25 protein-coding genes are annotated in these 26,566 nt (G+C 51.3%); 11 read left to right on the top strand and 14 right to left on the bottom strand.

What is annotated here, in order from left to right; translation table 11 throughout:
• On the bottom strand, nucleotides 1-1,359 hold a 1,359-nt coding region (locus AJE_RS11585; protein ID WP_008950654.1), incomplete at its 3' end, for an IS1182 family transposase.
• 120 nt (nucleotides 1,360-1,479) lie between these two features.
• Nucleotides 1,480-2,418 carry a malate dehydrogenase gene (gene mdh / locus AJE_RS11580; protein ID WP_008951009.1) on the bottom strand — a complete coding sequence of 313 codons (939 nt, stop codon included), beginning with the start codon at nucleotides 2,416-2,418 and terminating at the stop codon, nucleotides 1,480-1,482.
• 215 nt (nucleotides 2,419-2,633) lie between these two features.
• Here mdh and argR point away from each other — a divergent pair, with 215 nt between their 5' ends.
• Nucleotides 2,634-3,101, top strand: coding sequence for a transcriptional regulator ArgR (gene argR, locus AJE_RS11575; RefSeq protein WP_008951008.1), 468 nt, complete (start codon nucleotides 2,634-2,636; stop codon nucleotides 3,099-3,101).
• Here the strand turns inward: argR and AJE_RS11570 are convergent.
• From AJE_RS11570 to AJE_RS11535, 8 genes are all read right to left on the bottom strand, one after another.
• Nucleotides 3,084-4,034, bottom strand: a complete 951-nt coding sequence (locus AJE_RS11570) for a Dyp-type peroxidase (RefSeq protein WP_008951007.1) — start codon at nucleotides 4,032-4,034, stop codon at nucleotides 3,084-3,086. The two genes, argR and AJE_RS11570, sit on opposite strands and share 18 nt — an antisense overlap.
• A gap of 1,030 nt (nucleotides 4,035-5,064) precedes the next feature.
• On the bottom strand, nucleotides 5,065-6,333 hold the full coding sequence (locus AJE_RS11565; RefSeq protein ID WP_008951006.1) for an ammonium transporter: 1,269 nt from the start codon (nucleotides 6,331-6,333) through the stop codon (nucleotides 5,065-5,067).
• A gap of 11 nt (nucleotides 6,334-6,344) precedes the next feature.
• Entirely contained in the window at nucleotides 6,345-6,683 is a 339-nt protein-coding gene (gene glnK, locus AJE_RS11560) for a P-II family nitrogen regulator (protein WP_008609277.1), read from the bottom strand.
• A 221-nt stretch (nucleotides 6,684-6,904) separates the two neighbouring features.
• Nucleotides 6,905-7,294 carry a YacL family protein gene (locus AJE_RS11555; RefSeq protein WP_008951005.1) on the bottom strand — a complete coding sequence of 130 codons (390 nt, stop codon included), beginning with the start codon at nucleotides 7,292-7,294 and terminating at the stop codon, nucleotides 6,905-6,907.
• A gap of 82 nt (nucleotides 7,295-7,376) precedes the next feature.
• Entirely contained in the window at nucleotides 7,377-9,974 is a 2,598-nt protein-coding gene (acnB, locus tag AJE_RS11550; protein WP_008951004.1) for a bifunctional aconitate hydratase 2/2-methylisocitrate dehydratase, read from the bottom strand.
• A gap of 269 nt (nucleotides 9,975-10,243) precedes the next feature.
• Nucleotides 10,244-12,322, bottom strand: a complete 2,079-nt coding sequence (locus AJE_RS11545; protein ID WP_008951003.1) for a M13 family metallopeptidase — start codon at nucleotides 12,320-12,322, stop codon at nucleotides 10,244-10,246.
• 113 nt (nucleotides 12,323-12,435) lie between these two features.
• Nucleotides 12,436-13,527 carry a polyphosphate kinase 2 gene (gene ppk2 / locus AJE_RS11540; RefSeq protein WP_008951002.1) on the bottom strand — a complete coding sequence of 364 codons (1,092 nt, stop codon included), beginning with the start codon at nucleotides 13,525-13,527 and terminating at the stop codon, nucleotides 12,436-12,438.
• A 20-nt stretch (nucleotides 13,528-13,547) separates the two neighbouring features.
• Nucleotides 13,548-15,056: a DUF3612 domain-containing protein gene (locus AJE_RS11535; protein ID WP_008951001.1), complete on the bottom strand. Its 1,509-nt coding sequence runs from the start codon at nucleotides 15,054-15,056 to the stop codon at nucleotides 13,548-13,550.
• Nucleotides 15,057-15,202: 146 nt separating this feature from the next.
• Between AJE_RS11535 and AJE_RS11530 the strand changes: the two genes are divergently transcribed.
• A complete protein-coding gene (locus AJE_RS11530; protein ID WP_008609286.1) occupies nucleotides 15,203-15,700 on the top strand; it encodes an aldolase/citrate lyase/malate synthase family protein in 498 nt (165 codons plus the stop codon).
• A 91-nt stretch (nucleotides 15,701-15,791) separates the two neighbouring features.
• Nucleotides 15,792-16,703, top strand: a complete 912-nt coding sequence (locus AJE_RS11525; protein ID WP_008951000.1) for a LysR substrate-binding domain-containing protein — start codon at nucleotides 15,792-15,794, stop codon at nucleotides 16,701-16,703.
• A 50-nt stretch (nucleotides 16,704-16,753) separates the two neighbouring features.
• Here the strand turns inward: AJE_RS11525 and AJE_RS11520 are convergent, their stop codons facing one another.
• Complete coding sequence (locus AJE_RS11520; RefSeq protein WP_008609288.1) at nucleotides 16,754-17,278, bottom strand: hypothetical protein; 525 nt, start codon at nucleotides 17,276-17,278, stop codon at nucleotides 16,754-16,756.
• 213 nt (nucleotides 17,279-17,491) lie between these two features.
• Between AJE_RS11520 and AJE_RS11515 the strand changes: the two genes are divergently transcribed.
• Nucleotides 17,492-17,716, top strand: coding sequence for a hypothetical protein (locus tag AJE_RS11515; RefSeq protein WP_008950999.1), 225 nt, complete (start codon nucleotides 17,492-17,494; stop codon nucleotides 17,714-17,716).
• A gap of 108 nt (nucleotides 17,717-17,824) precedes the next feature.
• Complete coding sequence (locus AJE_RS11510) at nucleotides 17,825-18,220, top strand: GreA/GreB family elongation factor (RefSeq protein ID WP_008609290.1); 396 nt, start codon at nucleotides 17,825-17,827, stop codon at nucleotides 18,218-18,220.
• Between the two features lie 269 nt (nucleotides 18,221-18,489).
• Here AJE_RS11510 and AJE_RS11505 read toward each other — a convergent pair whose 3' ends face one another.
• Both AJE_RS11505 and AJE_RS11500 read right to left on the bottom strand, forming a co-directional pair.
• Nucleotides 18,490-18,876: an acyl-CoA thioesterase gene (locus tag AJE_RS11505; protein ID WP_008950998.1), complete on the bottom strand. Its 387-nt coding sequence runs from the start codon at nucleotides 18,874-18,876 to the stop codon at nucleotides 18,490-18,492.
• Nucleotides 18,877-18,933: 57 nt separating this feature from the next.
• A complete protein-coding gene (locus AJE_RS11500) occupies nucleotides 18,934-19,809 on the bottom strand; it encodes a patatin-like phospholipase family protein (RefSeq protein ID WP_008950997.1) in 876 nt (291 codons plus the stop codon).
• A 138-nt stretch (nucleotides 19,810-19,947) separates the two neighbouring features.
• Between AJE_RS11500 and AJE_RS11495 the strand changes: the two genes are divergently transcribed.
• The 4 genes from AJE_RS11495 (at nucleotide 19,948) to AJE_RS11480 (ending at nucleotide 24,033) form a co-directional block, all read left to right on the top strand.
• On the top strand, nucleotides 19,948-20,469 hold the full coding sequence (locus AJE_RS11495) for an RNA polymerase sigma factor (RefSeq protein WP_008950996.1): 522 nt from the start codon (nucleotides 19,948-19,950) through the stop codon (nucleotides 20,467-20,469).
• Nucleotides 20,459-20,902, top strand: coding sequence for a hypothetical protein (locus AJE_RS11490; protein WP_008950995.1), 444 nt, complete (start codon nucleotides 20,459-20,461; stop codon nucleotides 20,900-20,902). The genes AJE_RS11495 and AJE_RS11490 overlap by 11 nt, the downstream gene beginning before the upstream one ends.
• Before the next feature lie 11 nt (nucleotides 20,903-20,913).
• Nucleotides 20,914-21,873: a DUF4097 family beta strand repeat-containing protein gene (locus tag AJE_RS11485; protein WP_008950994.1), complete on the top strand. Its 960-nt coding sequence runs from the start codon at nucleotides 20,914-20,916 to the stop codon at nucleotides 21,871-21,873.
• Between the two features lie 411 nt (nucleotides 21,874-22,284).
• On the top strand, nucleotides 22,285-24,033 hold the full coding sequence (locus AJE_RS11480) for a S8 family peptidase (RefSeq protein ID WP_008950993.1): 1,749 nt from the start codon (nucleotides 22,285-22,287) through the stop codon (nucleotides 24,031-24,033).
• A gap of 72 nt (nucleotides 24,034-24,105) precedes the next feature.
• On the opposite strand, the gene AJE_RS11475 is transcribed toward AJE_RS11480, so the two are convergent.
• Nucleotides 24,106-25,308, bottom strand: coding sequence for an anhydro-N-acetylmuramic acid kinase (locus tag AJE_RS11475; protein WP_008950992.1), 1,203 nt, complete (start codon nucleotides 25,306-25,308; stop codon nucleotides 24,106-24,108).
• 126 nt (nucleotides 25,309-25,434) lie between these two features.
• Between AJE_RS11475 and AJE_RS11470 the strand changes: the two genes are divergently transcribed.
• Nucleotides 25,435-25,806: a VOC family protein gene (locus AJE_RS11470; protein ID WP_008950991.1), complete on the top strand. Its 372-nt coding sequence runs from the start codon at nucleotides 25,435-25,437 to the stop codon at nucleotides 25,804-25,806.
• Between the two features lie 2 nt (nucleotides 25,807-25,808).
• Complete coding sequence (locus AJE_RS11465; protein ID WP_008950990.1) at nucleotides 25,809-26,504, top strand: cupin domain-containing protein; 696 nt, start codon at nucleotides 25,809-25,811, stop codon at nucleotides 26,502-26,504.
• Nucleotides 26,505-26,566: the final 62 nt, after the last annotated feature.

Below are 26,566 nucleotides of genomic sequence, written 5' to 3'. Positions count from 1 at the left end.
ATAAAAAAGCGATAAAAAGGCCAGCAAGGCCATTTTCTTGATGTTTTGCGCTACCGCCGCCAGTAAACACTGCATCTGCACTTTCGCCAGACCACGGAACCGTGCATAGCGATGGCCATGATGCTGTTTTGCGTCTGCGAAGCTGCGTTCAACCGTCTCTTTTCGTCGGTTGTAAATCTTCTTACCCCACGACAGCAGCCGCAAACCACTCACATGCTCTTTATCCTCTTCCCAGACATGCCGGGTTATCGTTTTCTTATACTGCTTGTTCTTCGTGCAGTCCTGACGTAGCGGGCAATCCTGACACACTTTAGGGTTAGATTGATAATGCCGGTAGCCCTGACGGTCTGTCGTGCTGTAAGTCAGGATTTCACCTTGGGGGCAACGATAGGTATCGGTTGTTTTATCGTAGGTAAATTGCTTCTTCTTAATCGGATTAGCGGTGACATTGGGACGACGGTAGGCAATAACCGGTGCAATTTGCCGCTCCCGGATTAAATGGCAAAGCGGTGCAGTAAAGTAGCCCGCATCCAAACCAACGGCTATCGGACTAAACTTAAAGCGCTCAAGCTGACGGTCTAATCTGGCCAGATAGGGCTGGCTATCATGCACATTCCCCGGCGTCACGAAGGTATCCGTGATGATGCCGTGGCGGCCATCCACGGTGCGATGGTCAAGGTAGAAGAAGCCCTGTGGTTTGCCTTCCCGCGTCATAAAGCCACTGTCAGGGTCGGTTGTGCTGACCTTTTGATTTTTGGTTTCGGGCTCCTTCGAGTCATCTTGCTTCAGTGGCGCTTTGCCATGGGCTAACCGGTCCTCTTCAACCGCCTTGTTGAGCTCAGCGATATACGCCGATGCACTGACCGCCACCTCTTTGTTCACCGCCTTGCGCTTATTGGCATTGGCTTTTAAATGTGTGCTGTCAGTGTAAAGCGTGTGACCACCAATCAGACGCTGCTCATACGCCTGTTCAACTATCCGGTCGAAGATACGCTGAAACACATCCGTGCCGTTAAAACGACGAATACGATTCTGGCTCAGCGTGGAGGCATCAGGCACTTTCTCGGTTAATCCCATCCGCAAAAACCAGCGATAAGCCACATTAACCTGAATTTCCTGTACCAGACGACGCTCACTGGGAATGCCAAACAGATAGCCGAGGATCATCATCTTAAACAAACGGACAGGGTCAATCGGCGGACGGCCATTATCTTTGCAGTAGAGATGTTCGACTTCAGCACGAATGAACTCGAAATCAATGGCGGCATCGACCTTGCGAACCAAATGGTTCTTCGGTACCAGCTCTTCGAGCGTGACCATTTCTAACTGATATTGTTGAGGAGAGGGAGTTTTGAGCATGATGGTTAGCCTTCAAATCAACTAACCTTATTAGATCAAAGTCCTGGATCGGCGTCCAGGACTTTGTCAGCAGTCTGAAAGGCGCCAACGGCGCCTTTATTGTTATAGCGACGACCAGGCTTAATTGTTCTTAACGAACTCTTCACCCAGCGTAATATCCGCTTTCAGGGTGCCTAACATATCGGTCATGGCTTTTTGTTCAAAAGCACTCAGCTCGCCGATTGGCAGCAGGTGCTCGACACCGTTTTTACCCAGTACGATTGGCTGAGCGAAGAAACGGGCATATTCACCGTTACCTTCTACATAAGCGTATTCAGTAACCGTTTTACCTTGTAAACCTTTAACCAGTGACAAACAGAAACGGGCAGCTGCCTGACCCATAGACAGCGTAGCCGATCCGCCACCCGCCTTAGCTTCAACCACTTCAGTACCGGCGTTCTGAATACGGTGCGTTAAAGATTTCACTTCCTCATCCGAGAAACTGACATCAGCCACTTGCGATAATAATGGCAGAATAGTGGTGCCACTGTGACCACCGATAACAGGCACGGCCACATCAACAGGGCTTTTGCCTTTTAATTCGGCAACGAAGGTTTCAGCACGGATCACATCCAGCGTCGTCACACCGAACAGGCGACGCGGATCGTAAGTACCGGCTTTTTTGAACACGTCAGCAGCGATAGCAACAGTGGTATTGACCGGGTTAGTGATAATACCCACCAGCGCTTTCGGGCAATTTTCAACAATGGCTTCGGCCAGAGTTTTTACCACACCGGCGTTGATATTGAATAAATCAGAGCGGTCCATACCTGGCTTGCGCGGCATACCAGCAGGGATCATCACGATATCAGCACCAAGGAGCGCCTTGCTCAGGTCTTCTTTACCAAAACCCGTTACTTTTACTGCGGTTGGGATATGGCTTAAATCAACTGCCACGCCCGGTGTTACTGGAGCCAGATCATATAAGGCTAAGTCTGTGCCGGCAGGTAAATCTAATTTCAGTAATAAAGACAGTGCCTGACCGATACCACCGGCTGCACCTAATACGGCAACTTTCATGATTCTCTCCAATTTTACAGTTCAGAATAACCGCGCCAACAATACTGAAATGGCGGCGAAAATACAAATATCTTACGCCTAAAGTCTAAACAATTTCGGCAGTTCAGCCGATGCCAAAGCATCTAAATAGCGTAAAGGCTATTTTACTGTACCAACTGCATTGTTGCGCGATTTTTGTTAGTATCCGGGAAAAGAATAATGCGGAAACTCAAACTATGACAAAACAAAACCGCCAGGAAGCGCTGATCCATGCATTTAAAGCCTTATTGAAAACGGAAAGTTTTGGTTCTCAGGGCGAAATTGTCGATGCGCTGAAAAAAGAAGGGTTTGATAACGTTAGCCAGTCCAAAGTCTCCCGTATGCTGAGCAAATACGGTGCGGTACGCACCCGTAATGCCAGACAGGAAATGGTCTACACCCTGCCACCGGAGCTGGGGGTACCTACCACCAAAAGCCCGCTACGGCAGTTGGTGCTGGATATCGAGCACAACGATGTGATGATTATTATCCGTACCAGCCCGGGTGCGGCGCAACTGATTGCCCGCTTGCTGGATTCAGTTGGTAAAGCGGAAGGCGTATTGGGGACCATCGCGGGTGACGATACGATTTTTATTGCGCCGATTAGCGTGAAAAATATCGACTTTACTTTGCAAAAAGTGACGGAGTTATTCGAAAAGGTCTGAGGATGTACCAAGGCTGCCATTAGCGGCAGCCTCCAGAAAGCCCAGAGCAGGAACAAAAAAGGCCGCGGCCAAATCGATGCGGTAGAAATCCAGCAGGCTGTCGTAATATCGCCCTTCATTTAAGCCTAAGCGGTAATGCCATTGCTGTGCAAAGCGCTCGGCCTGATGACTAAAGTTCAGCACCAACAGGCCCTGACTATTGCCCTGCGCAAAAGGCATATTTTGTTGCAGCAGAGGGAGCGGTGCTAACCCGCCAGCCAGACTGCACTGCAGATGGCTGTTAGGCAGCAGTCGCTCAGCCGGTAGCGGCTTGCCATCGGTTTTCGCAAAGCCCAGAATCTCTTCCTGTTGCGCTACGGTCAGTTGCTGCCAGTGTTTCAGGTCCAGGTTGGCGCGATAAAAATGCAAATAACTACCGCCAGCGAACATGGGGGAATCGACAGCCGGCACCAAAGCAGCCTGACGCCGTTTTATACCGCGGGGATTCTGCGGCGCATCCGGAAAACCGGTAAGTTGCCTGCCATCCAAATAACGGAAGCCGGAGAGTTGCTCAGACACTTCAATATTCGCCAGCAACAGCTGCTGGATCTGTTGTAGCGCAATATAGTTTACATCCAAGCGATCCGATCTGACCTGGATCAGTAAATCAGCCATACTGCAGCTCACTGCCAGATGCTCTGAAGGTAGTACCGGAAAGGCCTGCAAGCCTGCCGGGCGTTGCCAGGGATAAAGGCTATCCCAATAATGACTACTGATAGCCACCAGACCGGTTAGCATCGACTCCGAAAAATGTTCGGCCAAGCGTTGCAACATTTGTGGAATGCGCAGCAGCTTTTGCCGCAAAATGGCTTCCTGCCCGTCCAGGACGTTACACAGCAAATAGCTCGCATGTAAATTTGCTTCGGCACAAATGCCTAATTGTTCCCGCGCCATGCCAGTGTAAGAGTTCCGGTCTGTTTAATATCCTTGCCCCTAGTATACCCTAAATCAGTCTAAGCTTAATCCCCCGAAAGTTTGTGAGATATATCTCACAAAAGACGCAGCCAAAACGCTATTTTAAGCCACCACCTTAGGGACAGAATCAATTAAGCACCTGTATTTAAATAACTTATTCAAATTAACCACTATCTTACAACTTTATGACTAAGGTACGAATTGTCTTACATGCCCCCAAAAGCTGCGGCAAAGGTGCATAATACTTACATCGACGGAATGATAGCTGACAGGAAGTTAGCTGGCAGGATGCCCGACAGGAGTCGAGCGCTTTAATGCGCAACAGGTGCCGGAAGCACCGAACAGGCAGGATGCACAAGGAAGAAACAGGACACCTTCAGGATGAAGAAGGCTCGGCAGGATGAAAGAGCTTTGATGGACAGCCTTGGATGGCAATATTGATCCCGGGTCGCAGGCTGCGGCCAGGCAGATGGTAGTAAGGATAGCCGTTACCATCATAGGATAAGTCATCGTTGATGACGGCAGGATGCACTAGCGGGCACCGGAGTGCCCACTACCGGAACTCAGGATACTGACCGGATGTCAGTTGCAGGATGCTCAGGCGGGATGCCATCAGGACGAACAGGATTTGCCTCAGGGATCGAGGTTGCAATGGATGCATCAGGAATCAGTGGCCGCGCAGTTTGCGGCCCGCTTCCTTTATACTACCTCACTTTTTTCGCCCCAGCTTTTTTACCCCAAATACACGCTAATATTTTTTTCAGCTAATACCAGCTACCTTTCTGGCCGCCTTATTTTCTCCTGCCTTTGCACACCCGTGCCTGGCGCAACAGTTCCGCTGACAGATAAAAAAACCCCGCGGTTTTCACCACGGGGCGTCAAATTCAGACAAAGGACAAGGATAGACGTGTTTAGGTGGGACAAGTCTAGTGGGTGCTCCCGGTTAGCGGTGCTAACACAGGCTCAGCCACAGGCTCCCGCAACGTGCCACCTGCACGCTGCGGGCTGCTTACTTTACCGAGGCGACGAATTCAGGATAGGCCTCAATACCACACTCTGAACTGTCAACACCCTCGTATTCGGCTTCTTCGCTAACCCGGATGCCGATGACTAACTTCAGTACGAACCACACCAATAGACTGGTGGCAAATACCCAACCGAAGATGGTCAGGGCACCTATGATCTGGCCACTAAAGCTGCTATCAGCATTAGTGATGGGCACTAATAACAAACCATATAAGCCGACTACGCCGTGCACAGAAATCGCACCAACAGGGTCATCGATTTTAATTTTATCCAGCGCCAGAATAGAGGCGACCACTAACACACCGGCTATCGCACCGAAGATCGCGGCTTGTAATGGTGTCGGCGTCGAAGGTTCAGCAGTAATCGCCACCAATCCCGCCAGGGCGCCGTTTAGCGCCATGGTCAGGTCAGCTTTACGGAACAGGATCACCGAGGTAATCAGGGCGGCGACCACACCCGAGGCGGCAGCAGCGTTAGTATTCAGAAACACCACGGCGACACTGTGCGCATTGGCAATATCACCCAGTTTTAATACTGAACCACCGTTAAAGCCAAACCAGCCCATCCACAGGATCAGCGTACCCAGCGCCGCCAATGGCATATTAGCGCCTGGAATCGCATTAATTTTACCATCTTTACTGTATTTACCTTTCCGGGCACCTAACAGTAACACCCCGGCTAACGCAGCAGCGGCACCCGCCATATGTACTATGCCTGAGCCGGCAAAGTCCGAGAAACCTAAATCGCCTAAGTTATATAAGCCAAATACTTCTTTGCCACCCCAGGTCCAGCTACCTTGCATCGGATAGATAAAACCGGTCATGACCACGGCAAAGGCTAAAAAGGCCCACAACTTCATCCGCTCGGCCACGGCACCAGAGACAATCGACATGGCAGTTGCCACGAAAACGACCTGGAAGAAAAAGTCTGACGCACCGGAATAGACAGCATCACCGGTAAACTCATTTTGCTCCGCAAAGGAGGCTAAAGTGGCATCAACGTCAATTTCAGCAATACCTTGCAGGAAAATGCCGCCATCGTACATAAAGTAGTAGCCACAGATTAAATACATAATGCAGGCAATCGAGTACAGCGCGATATTCTTGGTCAGAATCTCGGTGGTATTCTTGGCCCGCACCAGACCGGCTTCCAGCATCGAAAAGCCTGCCGCCATCCACATCACCAGCACCCCACAGATCAGGAAGTAGAAGGTGTCCATTGCAAACTGTAAATGATAAATTTGTTCTTGCATGGCAAGGCTCCTTAAATCGCTTCTGCGTCAGTTTCGCCGGTACGGATCCGTACCGCCTGCTCCAGGTCATAGACAAAGATCTTGCCGTCGCCAATCCGGCCGGTATAAGCCGCTTTCTGGATCGCTTCCAGTAAGCGTTCTACCTGATCGTCCTGGGTAGCAATTTCCAGTTTTACTTTTGGCAGGAAATCAACCTGATACTCGGCTCCGCGATAGAGCTCGGTGTGGCCTTTCTGGCGGCCAAAACCCTTTACTTCAGTAACCGTTAAACCTTCTACCCCGATGTCCGCAATTGCTTCCCGGACATCATCCAGTTTGAACGGCTTGATGATGGCACATACAAGCTTCATGATGGTTTTCCTTATCGACTAATTATGCTGTTCGCTTAAAAAGATAAGAAAACCTTGTGCCAAGATTTTTATTTGATATAAAACATACACTTAAGCTTTATGGCTTACAGTTGGCGAAAAAAAACGCACCAGTTTAGTGCGTTTTTCCCTGCCAGAGTGCAAGCCAGTACCCGTATCAGCGATCTGAAAAGCATCGTATCGGCATGACGTTATGTAGCTGCTTATGCCGGCAGAAATTCCTGCCAGGCTTGTAGCAACAGTAACAAGTCTGCCAGCCCGCATTCGCTGCAAAGCCCGCTTTCATCCAGCTGTAAATCGTCGTCCAGCTCCTCCGGCAGTGATTGTACGGCCAACTCACCGCTCTCCGTTGCCAACAGACTATTATGGCAAACCCGCACTTCCTGCTGCTGCACCAGTAAGCTAAATTCACGCCCCTGATACTGCCAGTCCTGATAAGGCTTGAGTGCCTGTAGCTGGCTTAGCAGTGGCTGGTAAGCACTGGCGCGGTGCGCAAACTCATCCAGCAGAAATTGCTGCAGCGCCGCTTGTTCAGTGGCGAGTTTAAGCCGGTAGCGCCGGCTGTCGCGATCATAGATAAAGTCGTATTCCATCTTTGCCAACTGTTTGCTTTATTGCGGCTGCAGAAATAACAACGCCTGCACAAGGCAGGCGTTGTTAGTCGTTACTAAGTGCTTACACCGCTTGCTGGATAATTACATTATCCGCTTTTTTGGTGTACTGCGGCATCTTATGGAAGTTCAGGTAGCGATAGGTATCGGCTGCCGTAGCATCGATTTGTTTCGCATATTCCATATATTCTGCCACTGTCGGTAATCTTCCGATAATTGAAGATACCGCAGCCAGCTCAGCAGACGCCAGATATACGTTAGCACCTTGACCTAAACGGTTCGGGAAGTTACGGGTAGAAGTAGACACCACCGTTGACTTCTCAGCTACGCGTGCCTGGTTACCCATACAGAGTGAACAGCCTGGCATCTCGGTGCGGGCACCCACTTTGCCATAAATACCGTAGTAACCTTCTTCGGTCAGCTGGGCCTGGTCCATCTTAGTCGGTGGCGCGATCCATAACCGGGTTGGTAACTGGCCTTTGAACTTATCCAGTAACTTACCGGCAGCACGGAAGTGGCCAATGTTAGTCATACAAGAACCGATAAACACTTCATCAATCTTGTCGCCGGCAACTTCAGACAGTAAACGGGCATCATCCGGATCATTTGGTGCACACAGCACCGGCTCTTTAATGTCGGCCAGATCGATTTCGATCACTTCAGTGTATTCGGCATCGGCATCGGCTTCCATCAGCTGTGGATCTTTCAGCCAGGCCTGCATCGCATTGATCCGGCGCTCGATAGTACGCACATCACCGTAACCTTCCGCGATCATCCACTTCAGCATCACGATATTCGATTCCAGATATTCGGCAATCGACTCTTTTGACAGCTTGATGGTACAACCGGCTGCTGAACGCTCCGCAGAGGCATCAGATAATTCAAACGCCTGCTCTACGGTCAGATTCGGTAAACCTTCGATTTCCAGAATGCGGCCAGAGAAGATGTTTTTCTTACCTTTCTTATCAACAGTCAGCAAACCTTTCTGAATGGCAACATAAGGAATGGCGTGCACTAAGTCGCGCAGCGTAATACCAGGCTGCATTTCACCTTTAAAGCGCACCAGTACCGACTCAGGCATATCCAGTGGCATCACACCAGTTGCTGCGGCAAACGCCACTAAACCAGAACCAGCCGGGAATGAAATACCAATTGGGAAACGGGTATGTGAGTCACCACCGGTACCCACGGTATCTGGCAGCAACATACGGTTTAACCAGCTGTGGATAATACCATCGCCCGGACGCAGTGAGACACCGCCACGGTTCATAATAAAGTCTGGCAGAGTATGATGCGTATCAACGTCGACCGGCTTCGGATAAGCGGCAGTGTGACAGAACGACTGCATCGTCAGATCGGCAGAGAAACCTAAACAGGCTAAGTCTTTTAACTCGTCACGGGTCATGGGACCAGTGGTGTCTTGCGAACCCACTGTCGTCATCTTCGGCTCACAGTAAGTACCAGGACGCACACCTTTCACGCCACACGCCTTACCCACCATTTTCTGTGCCAGCGTAAAGCCTTTGCCTGAGTCTGCTTTGGCTTGTGGGCGACGGAATTTATCAGAAGCAGCTAAACCTAAGAACTCCCGGGCACGGTCAGTTAAACCACGGCCGATAATCAGTGGAATACGGCCACCGGCACGCACTTCATCAATTAACACGTCAGTTGCCAGGCTAAATTCAGCCAGCACTTCGCCGCTACCATGACGCACGATTTTGCCTTCGTACGGCAGAATGTCGATCACATCGCCCATCTCGAGCTTGCTGACATCAACTTCAATTGGCAGTGCACCTGAGTCTTCCATGGTATTGAAGAAAATCGGCGCAATCTTGCCGCCTAACACAAAGCCGCCACCGCGCTTGTTCGGTACGTATGGAATATCGTCACCCATAAACCACAGCACTGAGTTCGTCGCTGATTTACGTGATGAACCGGTACCCACTACGTCACCGACATAAGCCAGTGGGAAACCTTTTTCTTTCAGTTTTTCCAGCTGCTTGATCGGGCCAACAGTACCAGGCTGATCCGGTTCGATACCTTCGCGGCTGTTTTTTAGCATGGCTAACGCATGCAGTGGGATGTCCGGGCGTGACCAAGCATCCGGTGCTGGTGATAAATCGTCGGTGTTGGTTTCACCGGCAACTTTAAACACGGTAACGGTAATTTTCTTCGCCAGCTCTGGCTTGGCTTCAAACCATTCGGCGTCAGCCCAGCTTTGCAGTACTTGCTTGGCATACTGATTACCCGCTTCAGCTTTTTCAGTGACATCGTGGAAAGCATCGAAAATCAGTAAGGTATGTGACAGGGCTTTGGCGGCAACTGGCGCCAGCTTGGCATCATCCAGCAGGCTGATCAGTGGCTCAATATTGTAACCACCCATCATGGTACCCAACAGCTCAACGGCACGCTCGGCGCTGATTAGTGGACTTTTGGCTTCGCCTTTGGCGACAGCAGCCAGGAAGCCGGCTTTAACATAAGCGGCTTCGTCAACACCAGGTGGTACCCGGTTGACCAGCAAATCTAAAATAACTTCTTCCTCGCCTTTTGGCGGGTTCTTTAATAATTCAACTAAGGCAGCAACTTGCTCAGCATTTAAGGGCTTAGCCGGGATACCCTGGGCGGCGCGTTCCGCCACGTGTTCACGATATTCTTGTAACACAGTTATGTCCTCTTGGTCGTTGCTTGCAGTCTGGTCACTGCAACGTCATTCCGGTGAATGAATGGGCTCAATTATAAGAAAGATCAGAGCAAAAGCATATTAACACTAATGCACACACACTTATAATGGTTATAAATTTGCTGAATACAAAGCGTCAGGCAGGTAATTTTAATTTATAGTGGTCTGACCAAGGCAGCAAAAAGCCGTGGCACCTTGCGATTTCCAAACAAGGTAACCACGGCTTGATTATAGTGACAGCGCGCTATGGATTACCAGATCTTAACGCGCTGCTCGACCGGTAAATACATCGCATCACCTTCTTTAATATCAAAGGCGGTATAAAACTCCGGCATATTTGGCAGCACACCAATTACCCGATAATGGGCTGGCGAGTGCGGGCCTGTGCTCAACTGGCGACGCAGCGCTTCTTCACGGAACTTGGTGCGCCAGATTTGGGCCCAGCTGATAAAGAAGCGTTGTTCACCGGTAAAGCCATCCATCACCGGTGCTTGCTGACCATTTAGTGATAACTGATAGGCTTTCAGGGCTACCGTCATACCGCCGAGGTCACCGATATTCTCACCCAGTGCCACTGCACCGTTCACATTAACACCCGGCAGCGGCTCAAAGCGATTATACTGACCAATCAGCTTGGCACCGCGGGCCTGGAACTGAGCTTTATCCTGCTCGGTCCACCAGTTACGCAGGTTACCGTCACCGTCGTATTTAGCACCCTGATCGTCAAAGCCATGGCCGATTTCATGGCCAATTACTGCACCGATACCGCCGTAGTTTACGGCATCATCGGCTGCCATATTAAAGAACGGTGGCTGCAAAATGGCGGCCGGGAACACGATTTCGTTATTCACCGGGTTGTAGTAAGCGTTGACCGTTTGCGGTGTCATAAACCATTCGTCTTTATCGATTGGCTTGCCCAACTTGCTCACCATCTCATCATAGCCCCAGTGACTGGCACGGATAAAGTTACCGACCAGATCATTGGCTTTGATCTCCAGCGCGGAGTAATCTTTCCACTTGTTCGGATAACCAATTTTCGGCGTAAATTTGCTCAGTTTTTCCAAAGCCGCGACCTTGGTGTCTTCGCTCATCCACTCCAGCTCTTTGATCGACACCTCATAGGCTTTAATCAGGTTAGCGACCAACTCTTCCATCCGTGCTTTCGCCGCCGGACTGAAATGACGCTCGACATACAGCTTACCCGTCAGCTCGCCCAGCACCTGATCGGCAGCATCGACAGCGCGCTTCCAACGTGGTTGTTGCTCCTGGATACCGCTTAAGGTGGTGCCATAGAACGCAAAACGACGGTCAGCAAAGGCACTGTTCAGCTTATCGGCGTAGCTATTAACGGTTTTAATGGTCAGGTAGTCCTGCCAGCTTTGCAGATCGCTGCCGGCAATCACCTGGCCTAAGCCAGCAAAATAACTTGGCTGACGCACAATAATATCGCTGACCTGAGCCAGCTTTACGCCCTCAGCATAGGCAGCCCAATCAAAGGCGCCCAGGCTATTATTCAGCTCTGTGCTGCTGAGTTTATTGTAGGTCTTATCGGCATTACGGCTATCGAGACGGGTCCAGTGATGTTCTGCCAGCGCTTTTTCCAGCTGATACACCCGCTCCGCTGCGGCAGCCGCATCGCTATGGCCTGCCAGCGCGAACATATCGCTCAGATAGGCTTTATATTCACTGATAATTTTCAGTGAGGCTTCATCATCTTTAAAGTAGTAATCGCGATCTGGTAACCCCAGGCCACCCTGATTTAAATACACCGCATACTGGGTAGAGTTTTTCGCATCGTTATTAACAAACCAGCTAAATGGAATCGCAATGCCATCACGTTGTAAGCGGGCAAATATTGCGGGTAGCTGTGCCTTGTCACTTAGCGCTTTAATCGCATCCAGCTGCGGCTGCAGCGGGCTTAAACCCAGCTCTTCGATAACAGACTGGTCCATAAAGCTGTTATAGAAGTGTCCCAGCTTTTGTTCGTCCGAACCGGCGGCTAAATCAGTCCGGGCAGAGACTTCTTCAATAATGGCTTTTACCGCCTGCTGCGATTGGTCAGCCAGAATATGGAAAGAGCCATAGGTGGCTTTGTCAGCAGGAATTTCAGTTTCAGCCAGCCATTTGCCATTTACCGCCAGGAAAAAATCCTGACCAAAGGCCACGCTTGAGTCAAAGTACTGGGTATCAATACCTGATACCAGGGCAGCCTGTTGCTGGGTAACTGCAGGTTTGGCCGCCGCACTTTGCTCGGGGGCATTTTGCTTACCACAGGCACTCAGGCCAAGAGCCAGGGCTACCGCACTGGCCACTAAGGTGATTTTTTTCATTGTTATATCCTGTTATACGCGGGAAAAAAGAGTGAACATCTCATCTTACGCCCTCTGTCTGGCCTTGCCAATTTGTGCCAGGCATAAAGTTGTAACAAAGTATGAGAAAGGCCTTAACTGCTGCTTTCCAACGCAAAACCATGTTCGCCCTGCTCAAAAATGACATTAGCCCGCCCCACCAACAGCGGATCGGGGAGCCCTATCGCCGCCGCATCTTTGTTCTCGTATGGCAGGCGCTGCAACACGTAACGCATCGCATTAAGGCGGGCACGTTTTTTACAATCGGATTTAATCACCGTCCAGGGCGCATAGCTGGTATCCGTTGCAGCAAACATCGCTTCTTTGGCCTGAGTATAGTGATCCCATTTATCCAGCGATGCCAGATCGATGGGGCTTAACTTCCACTGCTTTAACGGATGGGCTTCTCGCTCGGTAAAGCGGCGCCGCTGCTCGTCGCGACTGACGGAAAACCAGAGCTTAATCAGATGAATGCCGCTACGCACCAGTTGGCGCTCAAAGTCTGGCGCTTGCAGCATAAATTCCTGATACTCCTCATCACTGCAAAAACCCATTACCCGCTCAACACCCGCTCTGTTGTACCAGGAGCGGTCAAATAACACGATTTCCCCCCGGGTGGGTAGCTGTGCCACATAACGCTGAAAATACCACTGCCCCTGCTCAACCGTGGTCGGTTTCTCGAGCGCGACCACACGGGCGCCACGCGGATTCAGATGCTCCATAAAGCGCTTGATGGTACCGCCTTTGCCTGCCGCATCCCGCCCCTCAAACAGGATCACCAGGCGCTGGCCGCTGGCTTTAACCCAGTGCTGTAACTTTAACAGTTCGACTTGCAGCTGATATTTCTGTTGTTCGTAGCTTTTGCGACTTAAGCGGTTTTGGTAAGGATAGCCGCCACTGCGCCAGTCAGCGGCCAATTGCTGGTCGGCTTTCAGACGGCGTTTTTCTGACTGCGCCGATTCGCCCTTAAGTAACGCCTTACTCAGTTGTGTCAGATCATCCGGTGACAAGCCTTCCAACATCGCCAGTAAATGCTCGGATAACTGGTGCAAATCGCCAGCCGCACGGGCGGCAATAATGTCTTCAAGCGCCACTGCCTTGGCCTGCTGACTGGCGCTAAGCCTTTGTGTCACCCGTTCAGTTTGCGGATCCTCTGCTGTCGTCTCAGCCTGGACTTTCTCGGTCATCATATCTCCTACGCGCTGTGTTAAGTGGCAACCTCGCATTGATAACAACTGGGCGAGCGCGGGCAGCTGCCGCCCCGGGCGCAAATCAGTTGTGCGGGTTTATTCATGCTACGGCTAACCCAGTTGATATTCAGAATATTGGCCACCCGCTTCAAGGTGGTTTGAATATTTTGCGGCACAGTAGCAGCGCCACCGTAACTGATACAACGTGCCTTCATCTCCTGCGCCAGCGCATCAGCATCCAGCCCCTGAGCCGCCAAAGCCGGATTCAAATCAATACCAGCACATAATACATGGTCATTACCGGCCAAATCTTTGACCTTGGTCGACTCACAGCAATAAATTCTCGGTTGTCCCTGCACATCCAGTAAAGATAGTTGCGCCGCACTGCCCGATTCTTTTACCTCAAACATCCGGAATACCGCCCAGTGTTGGCACGGGTCCTGGACTTGTCGCATATTGCCCCAGGGCAGCGGGATACCATTACCGCGATACACTGCCTTTAATTTACCGGGGCTGTACGCATCAAAATAGTGCCAGTGCGGATAGGGTGATACTGCCGTCATCCGCCGCATCGCCACCGAAGCCGACACTTCAGCCTGCAAGTGACTGGCAATTTCGTAGCCACGCCGCTCCAGCAACTGCCGGAATGGCTGTTTCGGGCACAGCAGCGCACCGGCAAAAAAGCTCGACTCAAAGTCGCGCCAGGCATGCAAAATGTCCTGCGGTGCCATGCTACTGCTGTCAGCGAACACATCGTCATGCGCCCCGCCGACTGCCATGGAGCTTTTCACGCCGTCTTTGTTATGCAGTACTGCATGGCCGATATGTACCGCCAATTCATATTTCAGGCGGGTTGGCCATTGCTGCAAGACGCGGTGCAAATGCAAACTCTGCGGTGGCACAAAAAACGAGGTTTGAATATTATTCGAGCGGACGCCCAATTCGTCGATTAACTCGCGCGGCGCTTCATCAAACCAGTGAATACTCAGTCCCAGTTGTTTGACGATGGCCAGCAATTCGTCAACCGATAGCGGCAACCGCTTTAAACCAACCTCCTCGGCTGCCCGCTCCAACTCAGGAAAATGATTCTGATGATGCTCCTGATGGGCGCGAATTAATAGCTGAGCAAACTGCCGGCCACTGGTGCCGGTTTGCGACAACAACTCTGGGATCGCAATTTGCAGGATATCGCCGCTAAACAAAAAGCCTGGCTCCAACGGCATACCATTTAAGCCACCCTTGCTTTGCTTCGGTAGCACCAGATCCTGCTCCTCCGCTTCGCCATCCAAAAACCAGTCCAGCTCTTTTTGAAACACCTGCGCAATGACTTCCAACATTTCGACGGCCGGCACCCGCTTACCGCGCTCAATCATCGATAAATAAGACACCGAGGGCGCCGCTTCCGGATTCAGCCGCACACAGCGGGTCGACAGATCTTCAATAGTTAAGTTATTGCGTTTACGCAAATTTCTTATTTTAGTGCCCAGAAAATGGGACTTACGCAGCAGGCTTTTGTTGATTTTCATTTTGTAAAATTCACACTGTAAAATTTTTATTGTGAAATTATGCTTAAAACTAATCTAGACTAGATTTCAAGCAATAGCAAAAGCTAGTGCCAAAACTAAGCCTTATCAGAGGCAAAATACCGACCCTACCCGATGAGGAACACAAGATGACAACTTTAGCTAACCCACTGCAGCAGGAGCTGCATATCCAGCAGCAAATCCAATTGATCACCGAGCTGAACCAACAGCATGTGCGCCAGGTCATGGATTACTCAAAAGGTTTTCTGGACAAAACCTTCCCACTGGCCCGGGGTTCGCATAAAGATGTCGCCAGCTATGTGGTGTACTACCAGCAACTACTGGCGTTTTTCCATGATGGCAGTACCAGCGGTTTAAAAGAACCGGCACAATTTATTGCCCTGATTGGTCACCGCGAATCACCGGAAGCGCTGTTGCTGCAGAATGAAGAGCGCCATGTTGAATTGATTCTGAACCGGCGCGGGCTACAGGGTAGTCAGGATCCGGCTGGCATTGACGATATTCAGCTGCAAACCACCACGCCGGACTGCAATTGGTTTAGCCTGATCAGTGGCCGGCAGATCAGCTGCCGCAGCCGGGCGGAAAAAAGCTTTACCGCCAAAGATGGTCAACCCTTTCAACTTTAAGCTGCTCCGGCAACCTGCTGCGGTTGCCGGCGTCTTACTCCGGGGTTAAGCTGTGTGCATCTGCTTGTCGTGAGATCTGGCCTAACCCTGAATGCTTGAACTTAAACACCTGAAAACACTAACAACACTGGCAAAAACCGGTAGTTTACAGGCGGCGGCGCTGGAACTCTGTGTTACCCAATCCGCCCTCTCCCATCAGCTGGGTCAGTTAGAGCAACGGCTTGGGCAAAGGTTATTTCAGCGTAAAAGTCAGCCGCTACAGTTTACGGCTAGCGGCCAGGCGTTGCTGGAATTGGCACAGCGGGTGCTGCCTGATGTGACACACACTCTCAGACAGTTACAGCAGCCTGGCGACGCAAACGCCACTTTAGTATTAAGTGTGGAGTGTCATGCCTGTTTTCACTGGATCCTGCCGGCACTGCGTCTGTATCGCCAGCAGAATCCGGCACTGACCATCACCCTCAGCCATGAAATTGAGCATGATGCTGTCACCAGTTTATTAACTGGCGAGCTGGATATTGTGCTAACCACCGATCTGCGCCATGCCGACAAGTTGCAGCTTTATCCGTTATTTGAGCTGGAGTTAGTGTTGTTGGTGAGCCCGGATCATCCGTTGGCTCAGGCAGAGCAGATTACACCGGCGCTGCTGCAGCACGAGGTGATCCTAAGCTACCCGATCCCAGCTGAGCGGCAGGACTTATTCCGCTGTTTTATGCCGGATCTCAGCTTTAAAGGTCAACTCAAAGCCGTCGCCCAAGGCAGCCAAATTGTGCAATTGGTCGCAGCGGGCCAGGGCATTGCTGCCCTGCCGCGCTGGATGGCGGAACCCTTTGCCAGTCAAGGCCTGTTGGTTAGCAAAACCCTGGGTACTGCTGGCTTATGGCGCCCGATGTATTTGCTACACCGGCCTAATCAGGCCCCTGCCAGCGCACTTGCTGCTCTGGCAGAGGTGTTCCGGCAAGCCGCACCAGAGTCAACCCGCCCGGTTCAACTCCCAAAATAATTCAGGCTCCCGCAGGAGCCTGATTGCTAAATCGGTTATTACTACAGACTTTATTCCGCAGCCTGCTGCGCAACCTGCGTTGACGCAATACCGTTGATGCTCATGGTCAGGCGTTGCAGATTTGCCACCGTCAGCTCTGAATTGTCCAGCTTAACCGCCAGCATCAGATCCTGCAGCGCAGCCACTTTATCACCGGCCATCAGGTTCATTACGGCTCTGTTATTCAGTGCCAGTGCCCGCATCTCGCGTTTAGCGGAGCGCGGCACGGCCTGCAAGGTACCGGCACGCTGCACGGCGTCAGTACAGGCTGCCTCGGCTGATGCGAAGTCAGCAGTGCGGCTGTACGCGACACACAGGCTTAACTGGCGGAAGAACGGGTCCGTATCGGCCTGACGGGGGCTCACCGCCTGTTCGATCCCCGCTTTAAACTGCCCGGCTTTAATTAACTCGGCGCCCGGTGCTTCTTCCGGCAATCCCATCTGGTACGCATTACCCGCCGCAGAAGCGAGCAATGGACTTGACGACAACATTACTACCGCCAAACCGGCTAATAATTTACGCGTTGAAAAAGTCATGTCTGGTCTCTCCTGCAAAATTGATTTAAGTGCCTGCTTAGTGGCACGTAATAAAATTACAAGATCACGCTATTTCTGACAAACGAGAAGAACTAAACGAACAGGTTAGAAAATTTAACTTATCCGACCACCTGACGTAAAAGCAACAAAGGCAAACAGGCACAATGCATTTAAATCAAAGGCATAGGGCACTTCAGCCCAGAAAGAATGGATATGCAGCGCGCTAAACAAAGCAATACAAACTGTAATTTTATTACAAAAATAATAGTAGCAAGCGTCAGTGATGGCGCTCAGACGCTTGGTCAGGACTGGTGGTTGCTTTTACTGGCTACTCTGCTATGGTATGCGCAAGCTGGCACTCTGCCAGCTGTACTGTACTTTAATTTAACGGAGTATCGTCTTGTTCAGGCCCATCCGGTCATCTTTAAAGAGTTTTAGTACCGCCTTCCAGCTTTAAGCCGGGTGCGCGCTGTCGCGCCCGGATCCAATACCAGCTTGTTAGCCCATACCCTTATTCGCCAACAAATTTGATCTATGGAGAGCCCGATGACAGGTCGTGCCACCCTGAAGAATTTTCCGCTATCGCGCCTGGAACGCTATTTACTCAGTGCCAGCTGGTTCCCGCTGCACAAAGCACGTAAACCAACCACCCTGTTGCGGACACTGGGTACACCTCAGGTGCCACGCGGTGATAAAGGTCAGCTTAGCGCCGCCCCCGGCCATTCAATACAACTGATCGCGCTACCAGAAGGCGAAAGTTGTTGGGTAACACTCAGCACAGAGCACACTGCCAGCACAGACGATAACCCGCTGTCGATTTGGTCGCCACTCGGGCAGGCGCTACTGGGCAAAACCTGTGGTGACCTGGTGCAGGTAAAAGTATTTCGCCGCACTTTAACATTTATCGTCGGCGACATTCTGAGAGTCAAGCAAACCGATTGAGGTTAAAACCCGGGAGGATAGTGCCATGCAGTCATTAACAGTCGCAGCTAAAGGTTTTGATATCACCGCACCTACCGTCTGTAGATTGCTGCGACCTCAGAGCAGGGGTGTCATCTGTTTAAGGATTTACCATGAGCAAAGAAACCAGCAAAAAGCAGCCAAAGCATGACATCAAAGAAAAACGCCGGCTGAAAAAGCAAAAGCGCCAGCAACAGAGCTAAGATGGCGACCCGCAGGCTGCCAGCAGGCAGCCTGCTTTATTTGTGGCTTTAGTCCAACAATAGTTGCAACTCTGACGGTAAAAACGGCTTGCCGCTTGCATTGACGGCGGTACCGGTAATAAAGGCATCCAGCATCAGCTTCTGATCGCGACTGCGCCACACTTGTTGCTTAAAACCAAAGCGTAAGCGCGACACCGGCTGATACTGAGTAGTGATATAAAACTGATCGCCACTGGTCAACGATGCCTTGTAATCCAGTTCGGCACGCACCACTACCAAATTGACCTCGGCTTTGGCCAAGGCGGCAAAATCAATCTGCCGGCTGGCTAAAAACTCATGCCTGGCATGCTCCAGATAATTAAAATAGACGGCATTATTCACTATGCCCTGCATATCGCATTCGTAATCGCGGACTTTAAACTCGGTTTTATGCATCAGCAGCTCCCTGGTTGCAAAAGCTGCATGCTAACAGCCAACCTCACAATCTCCAAGTCAGGCCAGTTTGGGTGACAAACCAACCGGTGCCACCGGCAGAAACAGCTGCGGTAATTTACGTGGTACTATATCCAGTGCCGTTTTATAGCCCTGCAGATACAGCAATTGCTTCTGTGCCACCGTCAATTCAAAGTTCACCGCTGATACTTCACCGGTATTTACCACCACTGTATTGTGCCAGTATTCGGCATGGACATATTCACGTGACACGGCATTCATAAAGGTTTGGATCAGCATCTGCATATAAGACACGACCGGCAGGTAGCGGCTGGTGCGGATAGGCCGGGTTTCAGATTCACTTTTCAGCCGGAAGCAAACCAGTGGCAGCCCCTGCCCCGACCAATCGCGGTGCAGCGCATCCTCAGACAGGATCACGCCATCAGTCAGCACCTTGTCGCGATAACTTTTAAACGAGAAAAACAACGGGATCGACATCGAATAGCGGATTGCGGCCGATACTCTGACCTCCGGCGTCAACTGGCGGTTAAAAATCACCGGCCCACCGCCACTGATATCCGTTGCCAGCACATGCAAATCCAGCTCAAGATCGGCAAAGGTACGCTGCTCTAAAAGTGCATCCAGCCACTGTTCAAAGCGGTTACCATTACAGAGGCCGCCGGTGCGTAATAAGGTAGTAAGCGAGATCCCTTTGAAGTAACGAAAGTCTGTATCCAATGCCAACTGTTCAATCCGCTTTAACGGCCAGCCGGCCGCATAAAAAGCCGCCACGATACTGCCACCCGATACGCCAACTAAATGCCGGTAACTCAGGTTCAGCTCATTCAGGGCTTGCAGAATGCCGATATGGCAACTCAGACGGGTACCACCACCGGACAAAATAGGGACAATTTCTGACGCATTCAGCACTGACATCAAAGCCACCTTAGCAGCAGTATTTCTTCAAGTATGGTGAAACATTGGAGGCTGTCCAGTAACAGATATTTTTTGCAGCCACTAAACCTTTGCCATAAGGTGGACGACTAAGCAAGAAACCCATAATTAGTATCAGGCATGCCTGCAACAGAACAAACGTTATTACAACGAGCCCAGCAAGGTGATCAAAGCGCCTTCGCCCAACTCTACCAGCAGGGTGTTGGCCGGGTTTATGCGATCGCCTGGCGTTTGCTGGCAAACCGCGCCCGGGCGGAAGAGGCGGTGCAGGAGACCTTTTTAAGGGTCTGGCAACAATTGCCTGGCTTTCGGGGCGAGAGTGCCTTTAGCAGTTGGCTACACCGCCTGGCCGTCGGAACCAGTATCGATCTCTGGCGCAAGGATAAAGGCTTACGGCTCGAAGACGGCGAGTCGCTGCCGGAGCTCGGTTATTGCCCCGCCGAACAAGGTGAACAGCAACAGCTATTGGAAAGTGCGATTCAACGTTTACCAGCCCAGGCCAGAGCCGTTTTTGTGTTGTACGCATTGGAGGGTTATCCCCATCAGGAGATCGCCACCTTACTGAATATTGCCGAAGGCAGCAGTAAAGCCCACTACCACCGCGCCCGGCACTTATTGCAGGAGTATCTGAATGAGCACTAAGCAACTCGATGATTTGCTCACCACTCTGCCACGTGAGCGGCAACCCGAACGGGATCTGTGGCCAGAAATAGCTGCCCGGCTTGCACCTAGGCAACAGTCGCGTCACTTCGGCAAACTGGCAATAGCCGCGTCGGTACTGCTGATGCTGCTCTTTAGCTGGCAGTGGCCAGACCGCACCGAGCCTGTGCTGGCCTGGCAGCAGCAGGAACAGCAATGGCAACAGGCGCTAAGCCAACAACTGGCAGAGCTGCAACAGGTCAATCCGGCCTTTGGCGACTGGCAATGGCAGCTGCAGCTGTGGCAGCAAGCCATCAATCAGGTGAAAGTGGCACTGAATTTTTACCCGGACGATCCCGGTCTGCAACACAAACTGGCCTCACTCTATCAACAACAGCTGTCTTATGTTGACTGGTTGGCCTCGACATCTTACTAAAGGAGAACACCATGAAACTGATACAACTCGGCGCCAGCCTTTGTTTACTGCTTGCCAGTAGTCTAAGCCTGGCCGACAGCCGGCAAAGTATTAACGAAGTCCGCACCGTCAGCCCGAATGAGCAGATCAGCCTGGAGGTAATGCGCGGCAAGGTTGAGATCCGTGGCACCAATAGCAACCAGTTCCGGGTGTCCGGTAAACTGGATGAAAAAGCAGAAGGCTTTACCCTCGATTCCAAGGGCGGCTTTACCGGCTTTATCGTGCAGATGCCCCGGCAGTTACGGGAGCAACATCAAGAAAAAGCCCAGGGGTCAGAGCTTATTATCGAATTACCGGTGGGGAGCTCCGTATCCTTTAAAGGCGTGAATGTTGATGTCAAAGCGACCAATATTAGCGGCGGTACCTCACTTAGTACCGTTAACGGCAGTATTAATGCCAGTGCTCTGAGTAACAGCGTTGAGCTAACGAGTGTAAATGGCGACATTCAGAGTCAGACGTTAAGTGGCCACGTCAAATTGAAAACAGTAAATGGCAAAATTACTGATCAAGGTGCAAGTGGCCGGTTAAATGTCGAATCAGTTAATGGCAAGCTTCAACTCAACAGTCAACCACAAGACTTGATGCTAACAGTGGTGAATGGCGAAGTCTCACTGGCGTTAGATGGCACGCAACAAATTGAAATCTCTACCGTGAATGGTAATGTCGAACTGGAGCTAAAAAATCAGTCCGCCCCTCGCATTAAAGGCTCCTCTGTCAGCGGTAAATTTGAACTCAAATTTCCCACCGCGCTTGATGCCAAAGTAAGTCTAAAAACAACGGCCGGTGGCGGTATTAAGAACAGCCTAACCGCCGATCAACCCAGCAGAGCCAAATATGGTCCGGCCAGCAACCTACAATTCAGCAGTGGTCAAGGAACAGGTAATATAGAGATCAATACGGTTAGTGGCCGGTTGGAAATCTCAAAAGACTAGTGCAATTGCCCGTACTCAAGAGTAGCTTGAGTACGGGGTTAACCTGGACCGCACAACGGAGCTAACCCGAATAGATTAGTTCATCTCTGCGATGAGCTCTATCGGCTAGATATTATTCAAATGCATTCGAAATAAGATATAACTTTTGGTTATATGAAGGGATTGTAAAAATTTTGGCACACGCCTTGTTAATCCTACATTGCACGTCATCCACTTACTTTCTGAAACTGTAATAAACCCCTTTTTCAGAAACGCTGTTCCTGAATTCGCAAATATAACAGCCTCTTGGTCAGATTTTGTTGATTTACAGCCACCGGCTTTTTGCCTTAAAACTTATTATTGATGTTGCTGTGGTGTTACAGCATGCGGTCATCCTTCCAGGGAACTCATAACAAGAAACAAGGTAATACTATGCCGAAGAAATATTTCAAACTAAATGCGTTTGCGTTGCTATGTGTGCCTGCAGCACTGCTGGCCAATGCCGCTTATGCCGACGATAACAACCAATATCAGGATGGCCCGGTTACCCGGGTTATTGTTAAGTATAAAGAAAGCCAGACCGATAACCTGACACGCAGTCTGCCGGCTGCCGTCGCTCAACAGCGCCGGGCTGAGCGGATGCAGGCCAAAGCCGAGCGTTTTAGTCAGCGTGCCGGCAAGTCAGTTAAGTTTGTGCGGGAAACCGCGTTAGAACGCCATGCGGTATTTAGCGCCGACCGTCGCCTGTCAGCCAAGGAAACAGCGGCACTGCTTAGTCAGCTGGCAGCAGATGATGAAGTAGAATTAGTCGAAGAGGATGTGCTGCTACAAGCAGCCCTGACACCCAACGATACCCAGTATGCCAACCAATGGCATTACTATGAGAATACCGGTGGTATCCGAGCCCCGGCAGCCTGGGACAGAGCCACAGGTCAGGGCGTAGTTGTAGCGGTACTGGATACCGGCTACCGGCCACATGCCGATCTGAATGCCAATATTCTGCCTGGCTACGATATGATCTCCGATACTTTTATCGCTAATGATGGCGGCGGCCGCGATAACGATGCCCGCGATCCGGGAGACTGGACCAATGCCGGCGAGTGTGGCGGCGGTCAACCGACCTCCTTCCGCGCCTCAAGCTGGCATGGTACACACGTAGCCGGCACCATTGCCGCTGTTACCAACAATAACACCGGGGTTGCCGGGGTTGCTTATAACGCCAAGATTGTACCGGTGCGGGTATTAGGTAAGTGCGGTGGTTATACCTCTGATATCGCTGACGGTATCATCTGGGCAGCCGGTGGCACCGTATCGGGCGTACCGGCTAATGCGAATCCAGCCAGTGTCATCAATATGAGTCTGGGTGGCTCAGGTAGCTGTTCTACTACCACGCAGAATGCGATTAACCAGGCCCGCAGCCGTGGTGCTGTCGTTGTTGTCGCCGCTGGTAACAGCAACTCAAATGCCAATAACTTTAACCCGGGTAACTGTGCCGGCGTGGTTAACGTCGCCGCAACCAACCGTCAGGGCGGTCGCGCCAGCTACTCTAATACCGGTACCAGCGTTGATGTCGCAGCACCGGGTGGCCAGATGACCTCAGCAAATGACCCGAATGGCGTGCTGTCTACTTATAATTCTGGCAGCACTACGCCGGGCAATGACAGCTACGGCTACAGTCAGGGTACCTCTATGGCGGCGCCACACGTGGCCGGTGTTGCTGCGCTGATTAAGCAGGTGAAACCCTCTGCCACCCCGGATGAAATTGAGACCATCCTGAAAAATACTGCCCGTAGCTTCCCGGCAACCTGCAGTGGCTGTGGTACCGGCATTGTTGATGCCAATGCCGCAGTGCAAGCTGCTCAGGGCTCAGGTGGCACCGGCGGTGGTGGCACTGTGTCCAACCTGTCGGCTACTACCAACAACTGGCTGCATTATACCGTGACAGTCCCTGCTGGCATGAAAACTCTGACCGCCAGTATTTCCGGTGGCACCGGCGATGCCGATCTCTATGTTCGTCGCGGAGCCAGACCGACTACCACGACTTACGATTGCCGGCCGTATCTGCAAGGGAACAATGAAAGCTGTAACTTTAACAATCCGGCAGCAGACGTTTGGCACGTTAGTATCCGCGCTTACAGCAGTTTCAGCGGTGTGACCCTGACAGTCAGTTACAATCCGTAACTTAAGTCAGTACCAGGCAAGCAAGTGACAACGGTAGCAAAGGCTACCGTTGTTTTTTAAAGCAAAGACGCCCTAATCAGCAAAGCTGATCTTACCCATAGTAACCGCCGGCATAGCACGACTGGTCGCGGTAAAGGTGTCAGAGCTTCCGGCAACGCATTCATTCGCCAGCAAGGCAAATAATACGGCTTCTTTGGCATCCGGCAAAATCGCCAGCTCAGCGGTAGTTCGCAGCGAGAACTGTGGCAGTTGCTGCTGAATTTGCTGCATTAACAGCGGGTTATGGATACCACCGCCACTGGCGTAAATAACAGTAGGCTGTGCTGCTATCGTTAGCTGCTGCACTAAACGCACAATGGCTGTCGCACTAAAGCAGTTTAACGTGGCCAGCACATCTGCCGGGCTTAGAGCGGTGCAACCGCTTTGTTGCTGCGCCTGCTGCAAGTATTGCAAATTAAACACCTCAGGCCCGGTGGTTTTGGGCAAACTCAGGCTGAAAAACGGATGCTGCAGTAACGCCGCCAATAATGCCGGCGCCACCTTACCGCTAGCGGCGATCCTGGCATCGGCATCATATTGCAGGGCCGGATAGTACTGCCGGACATAGGCATCCATCATGGTATTACCCGGGCCGAGATCCGTACTAAACACCTTGTTCAGATCGGCATCTACCGGCAAATAGGTAAGATTAGCAATACCACCGATATTCAGCAAAATACGGTTTTCCTGAGCGGAGCCAAAGAGTAAATAATCACCATAGGCCGCCAGAGGTGCGCCTTCGCCGCCAGCCGCAATATGTTTTTGCCGGAAATCACTGACGGTCATAATGCCGGTATGCACCGCCAGGTGATCACCATCTCCCAGTTGCAAGGTGGCATTGCCCCACGCCGGATCCTGATGCTGCCGTAACGGACAGTGATACACGGTCTGCCCATGGCTGGCGATCAGGTCCACCTCTGATGCCGGCACCTGCCAGTCGCGTAACGCCTGATTGATCATAGCCGCATGCTGCAGGGCAATCCACGGATGTAATAGCGTTAATTGCTGTAAATCAACCTGCCGTTTGGCAAATACCGCCTGCACCCGGCTGCGAAATTCATCCTGATAAGGCACGGTGATAAACTGCTCGACGGTGACGCTGGTATGCTGGCCGCTACCACTAATTAAGCACAGCGCAATATCCAGCCCATCTAACGAAGTCCCACTCATTAAGCCGATAATGCGGCGGCTGGGTTTGGCGGCCAGTTGATACAACCGGGTAATATGACTATGCATGCGTAGCGCATCCTTAATTTTTTTCTAAAACAACAACACCAGGCGCCGCTTTCGTTCGTATACTTACGCCGTGCACTGTTATCACTCAGTGCCCATACTACCCCAGAACCATGAACGGAGAAAACGATGATTAGTTATGTAACCTTAGGTGTCAGTGATATTGCTGCAGCCCGCAAGTTTTATGGTGATTTACTGGGCGAACTTGGCGCCAAAACCTTGTTAAATATGGATCGGATCACTTTTTTTGGTAAGAGCATGAAAGAACCCATGCTGGCGGTCTGTATTCCGTTCAATCAGCAAGCCGCAGCGCCGGGTAATGGCAACATGGTGTCGTTGGCACCAGGCTCAAAAGCAGCGGTTGATCAGCTGTATCATAAAGCTATTGCGCTGGGTGCCACTTGCGATGGTGCACCGGGTCAACGCATTCCAAATACCTTCTACGGTGCCTATGTAAGGGATGCCGATGGTAATAAACTTTGCTTTTGTCATTTCGGTTAAGCATGCAGATTAACGCCGATTTTAGTGCCCGGGTAGTGCTGTTGCCGGGCCAACAACAATTTGTGCCATCCCCTCTGCCCGGTGTAAGCCGGGTGATGTTAGACCGTGCTGGTGACGAAGTTGCACGCGCCACCAGCCTGGTACGTTATGCACCAGGCTCGGGTTATAGCAGCCACCGCCATGATGGTGGTGAAGAAATATTGGTGCTGGACGGCATCTTTTCAGATGAACACGGCCACTATCCTGCTGGCAGCTACCTGCGCAATCCGCCTGGCAGTAACCACCAGCCCTACTCTGAGCAGGGGTGTCTGCTGCTGGTAAAACTGTGGCAATTTGCCGCTGACGATCACACTAAGCTGGTCATTGATACCAATAGCGGGGACTGGCTCCCCGGTTTAGTGTCCGGGCTAAGTGTACTGCCTTTGCATGAGCATAACGGCGTTAACACCGCCTTAGTGCGCTGGGCCGCCAATACCCAATTTAACCGCCACACACATCCCGGTGGCGAGGAGATCCTGGTGCTGGATGGCGTTTTTCGTGACGAGTTTGCTGAGTATCCCACAGGTAGCTGGTTACGAAGCCCAAGGTACAGTTCTCATACCCCCTTTACCACAACTGAAGGCGCATTGATCTATGTAAAAACCGGCCATCTCGGTGCCAATCTGTTAGGGGATAAGTTTATCCAGGCACCAGCATAGGATAAAATTGCCAGCTGGCGCTTTTTTGTGCTAAATTCTGCGCCCTTTCTTTGCCGGACCCA

It is taken from the genome of Alishewanella jeotgali KCTC 22429, from assembly GCF_000245735.1.
Classification (GTDB): Bacteria; Pseudomonadota; Gammaproteobacteria; order Enterobacterales; family Alteromonadaceae; genus Alishewanella; species Alishewanella jeotgali.
Note: the sequence above shows the minus strand (reverse complement) of the source record. Positions and strands in the feature narration are given on the sequence as shown.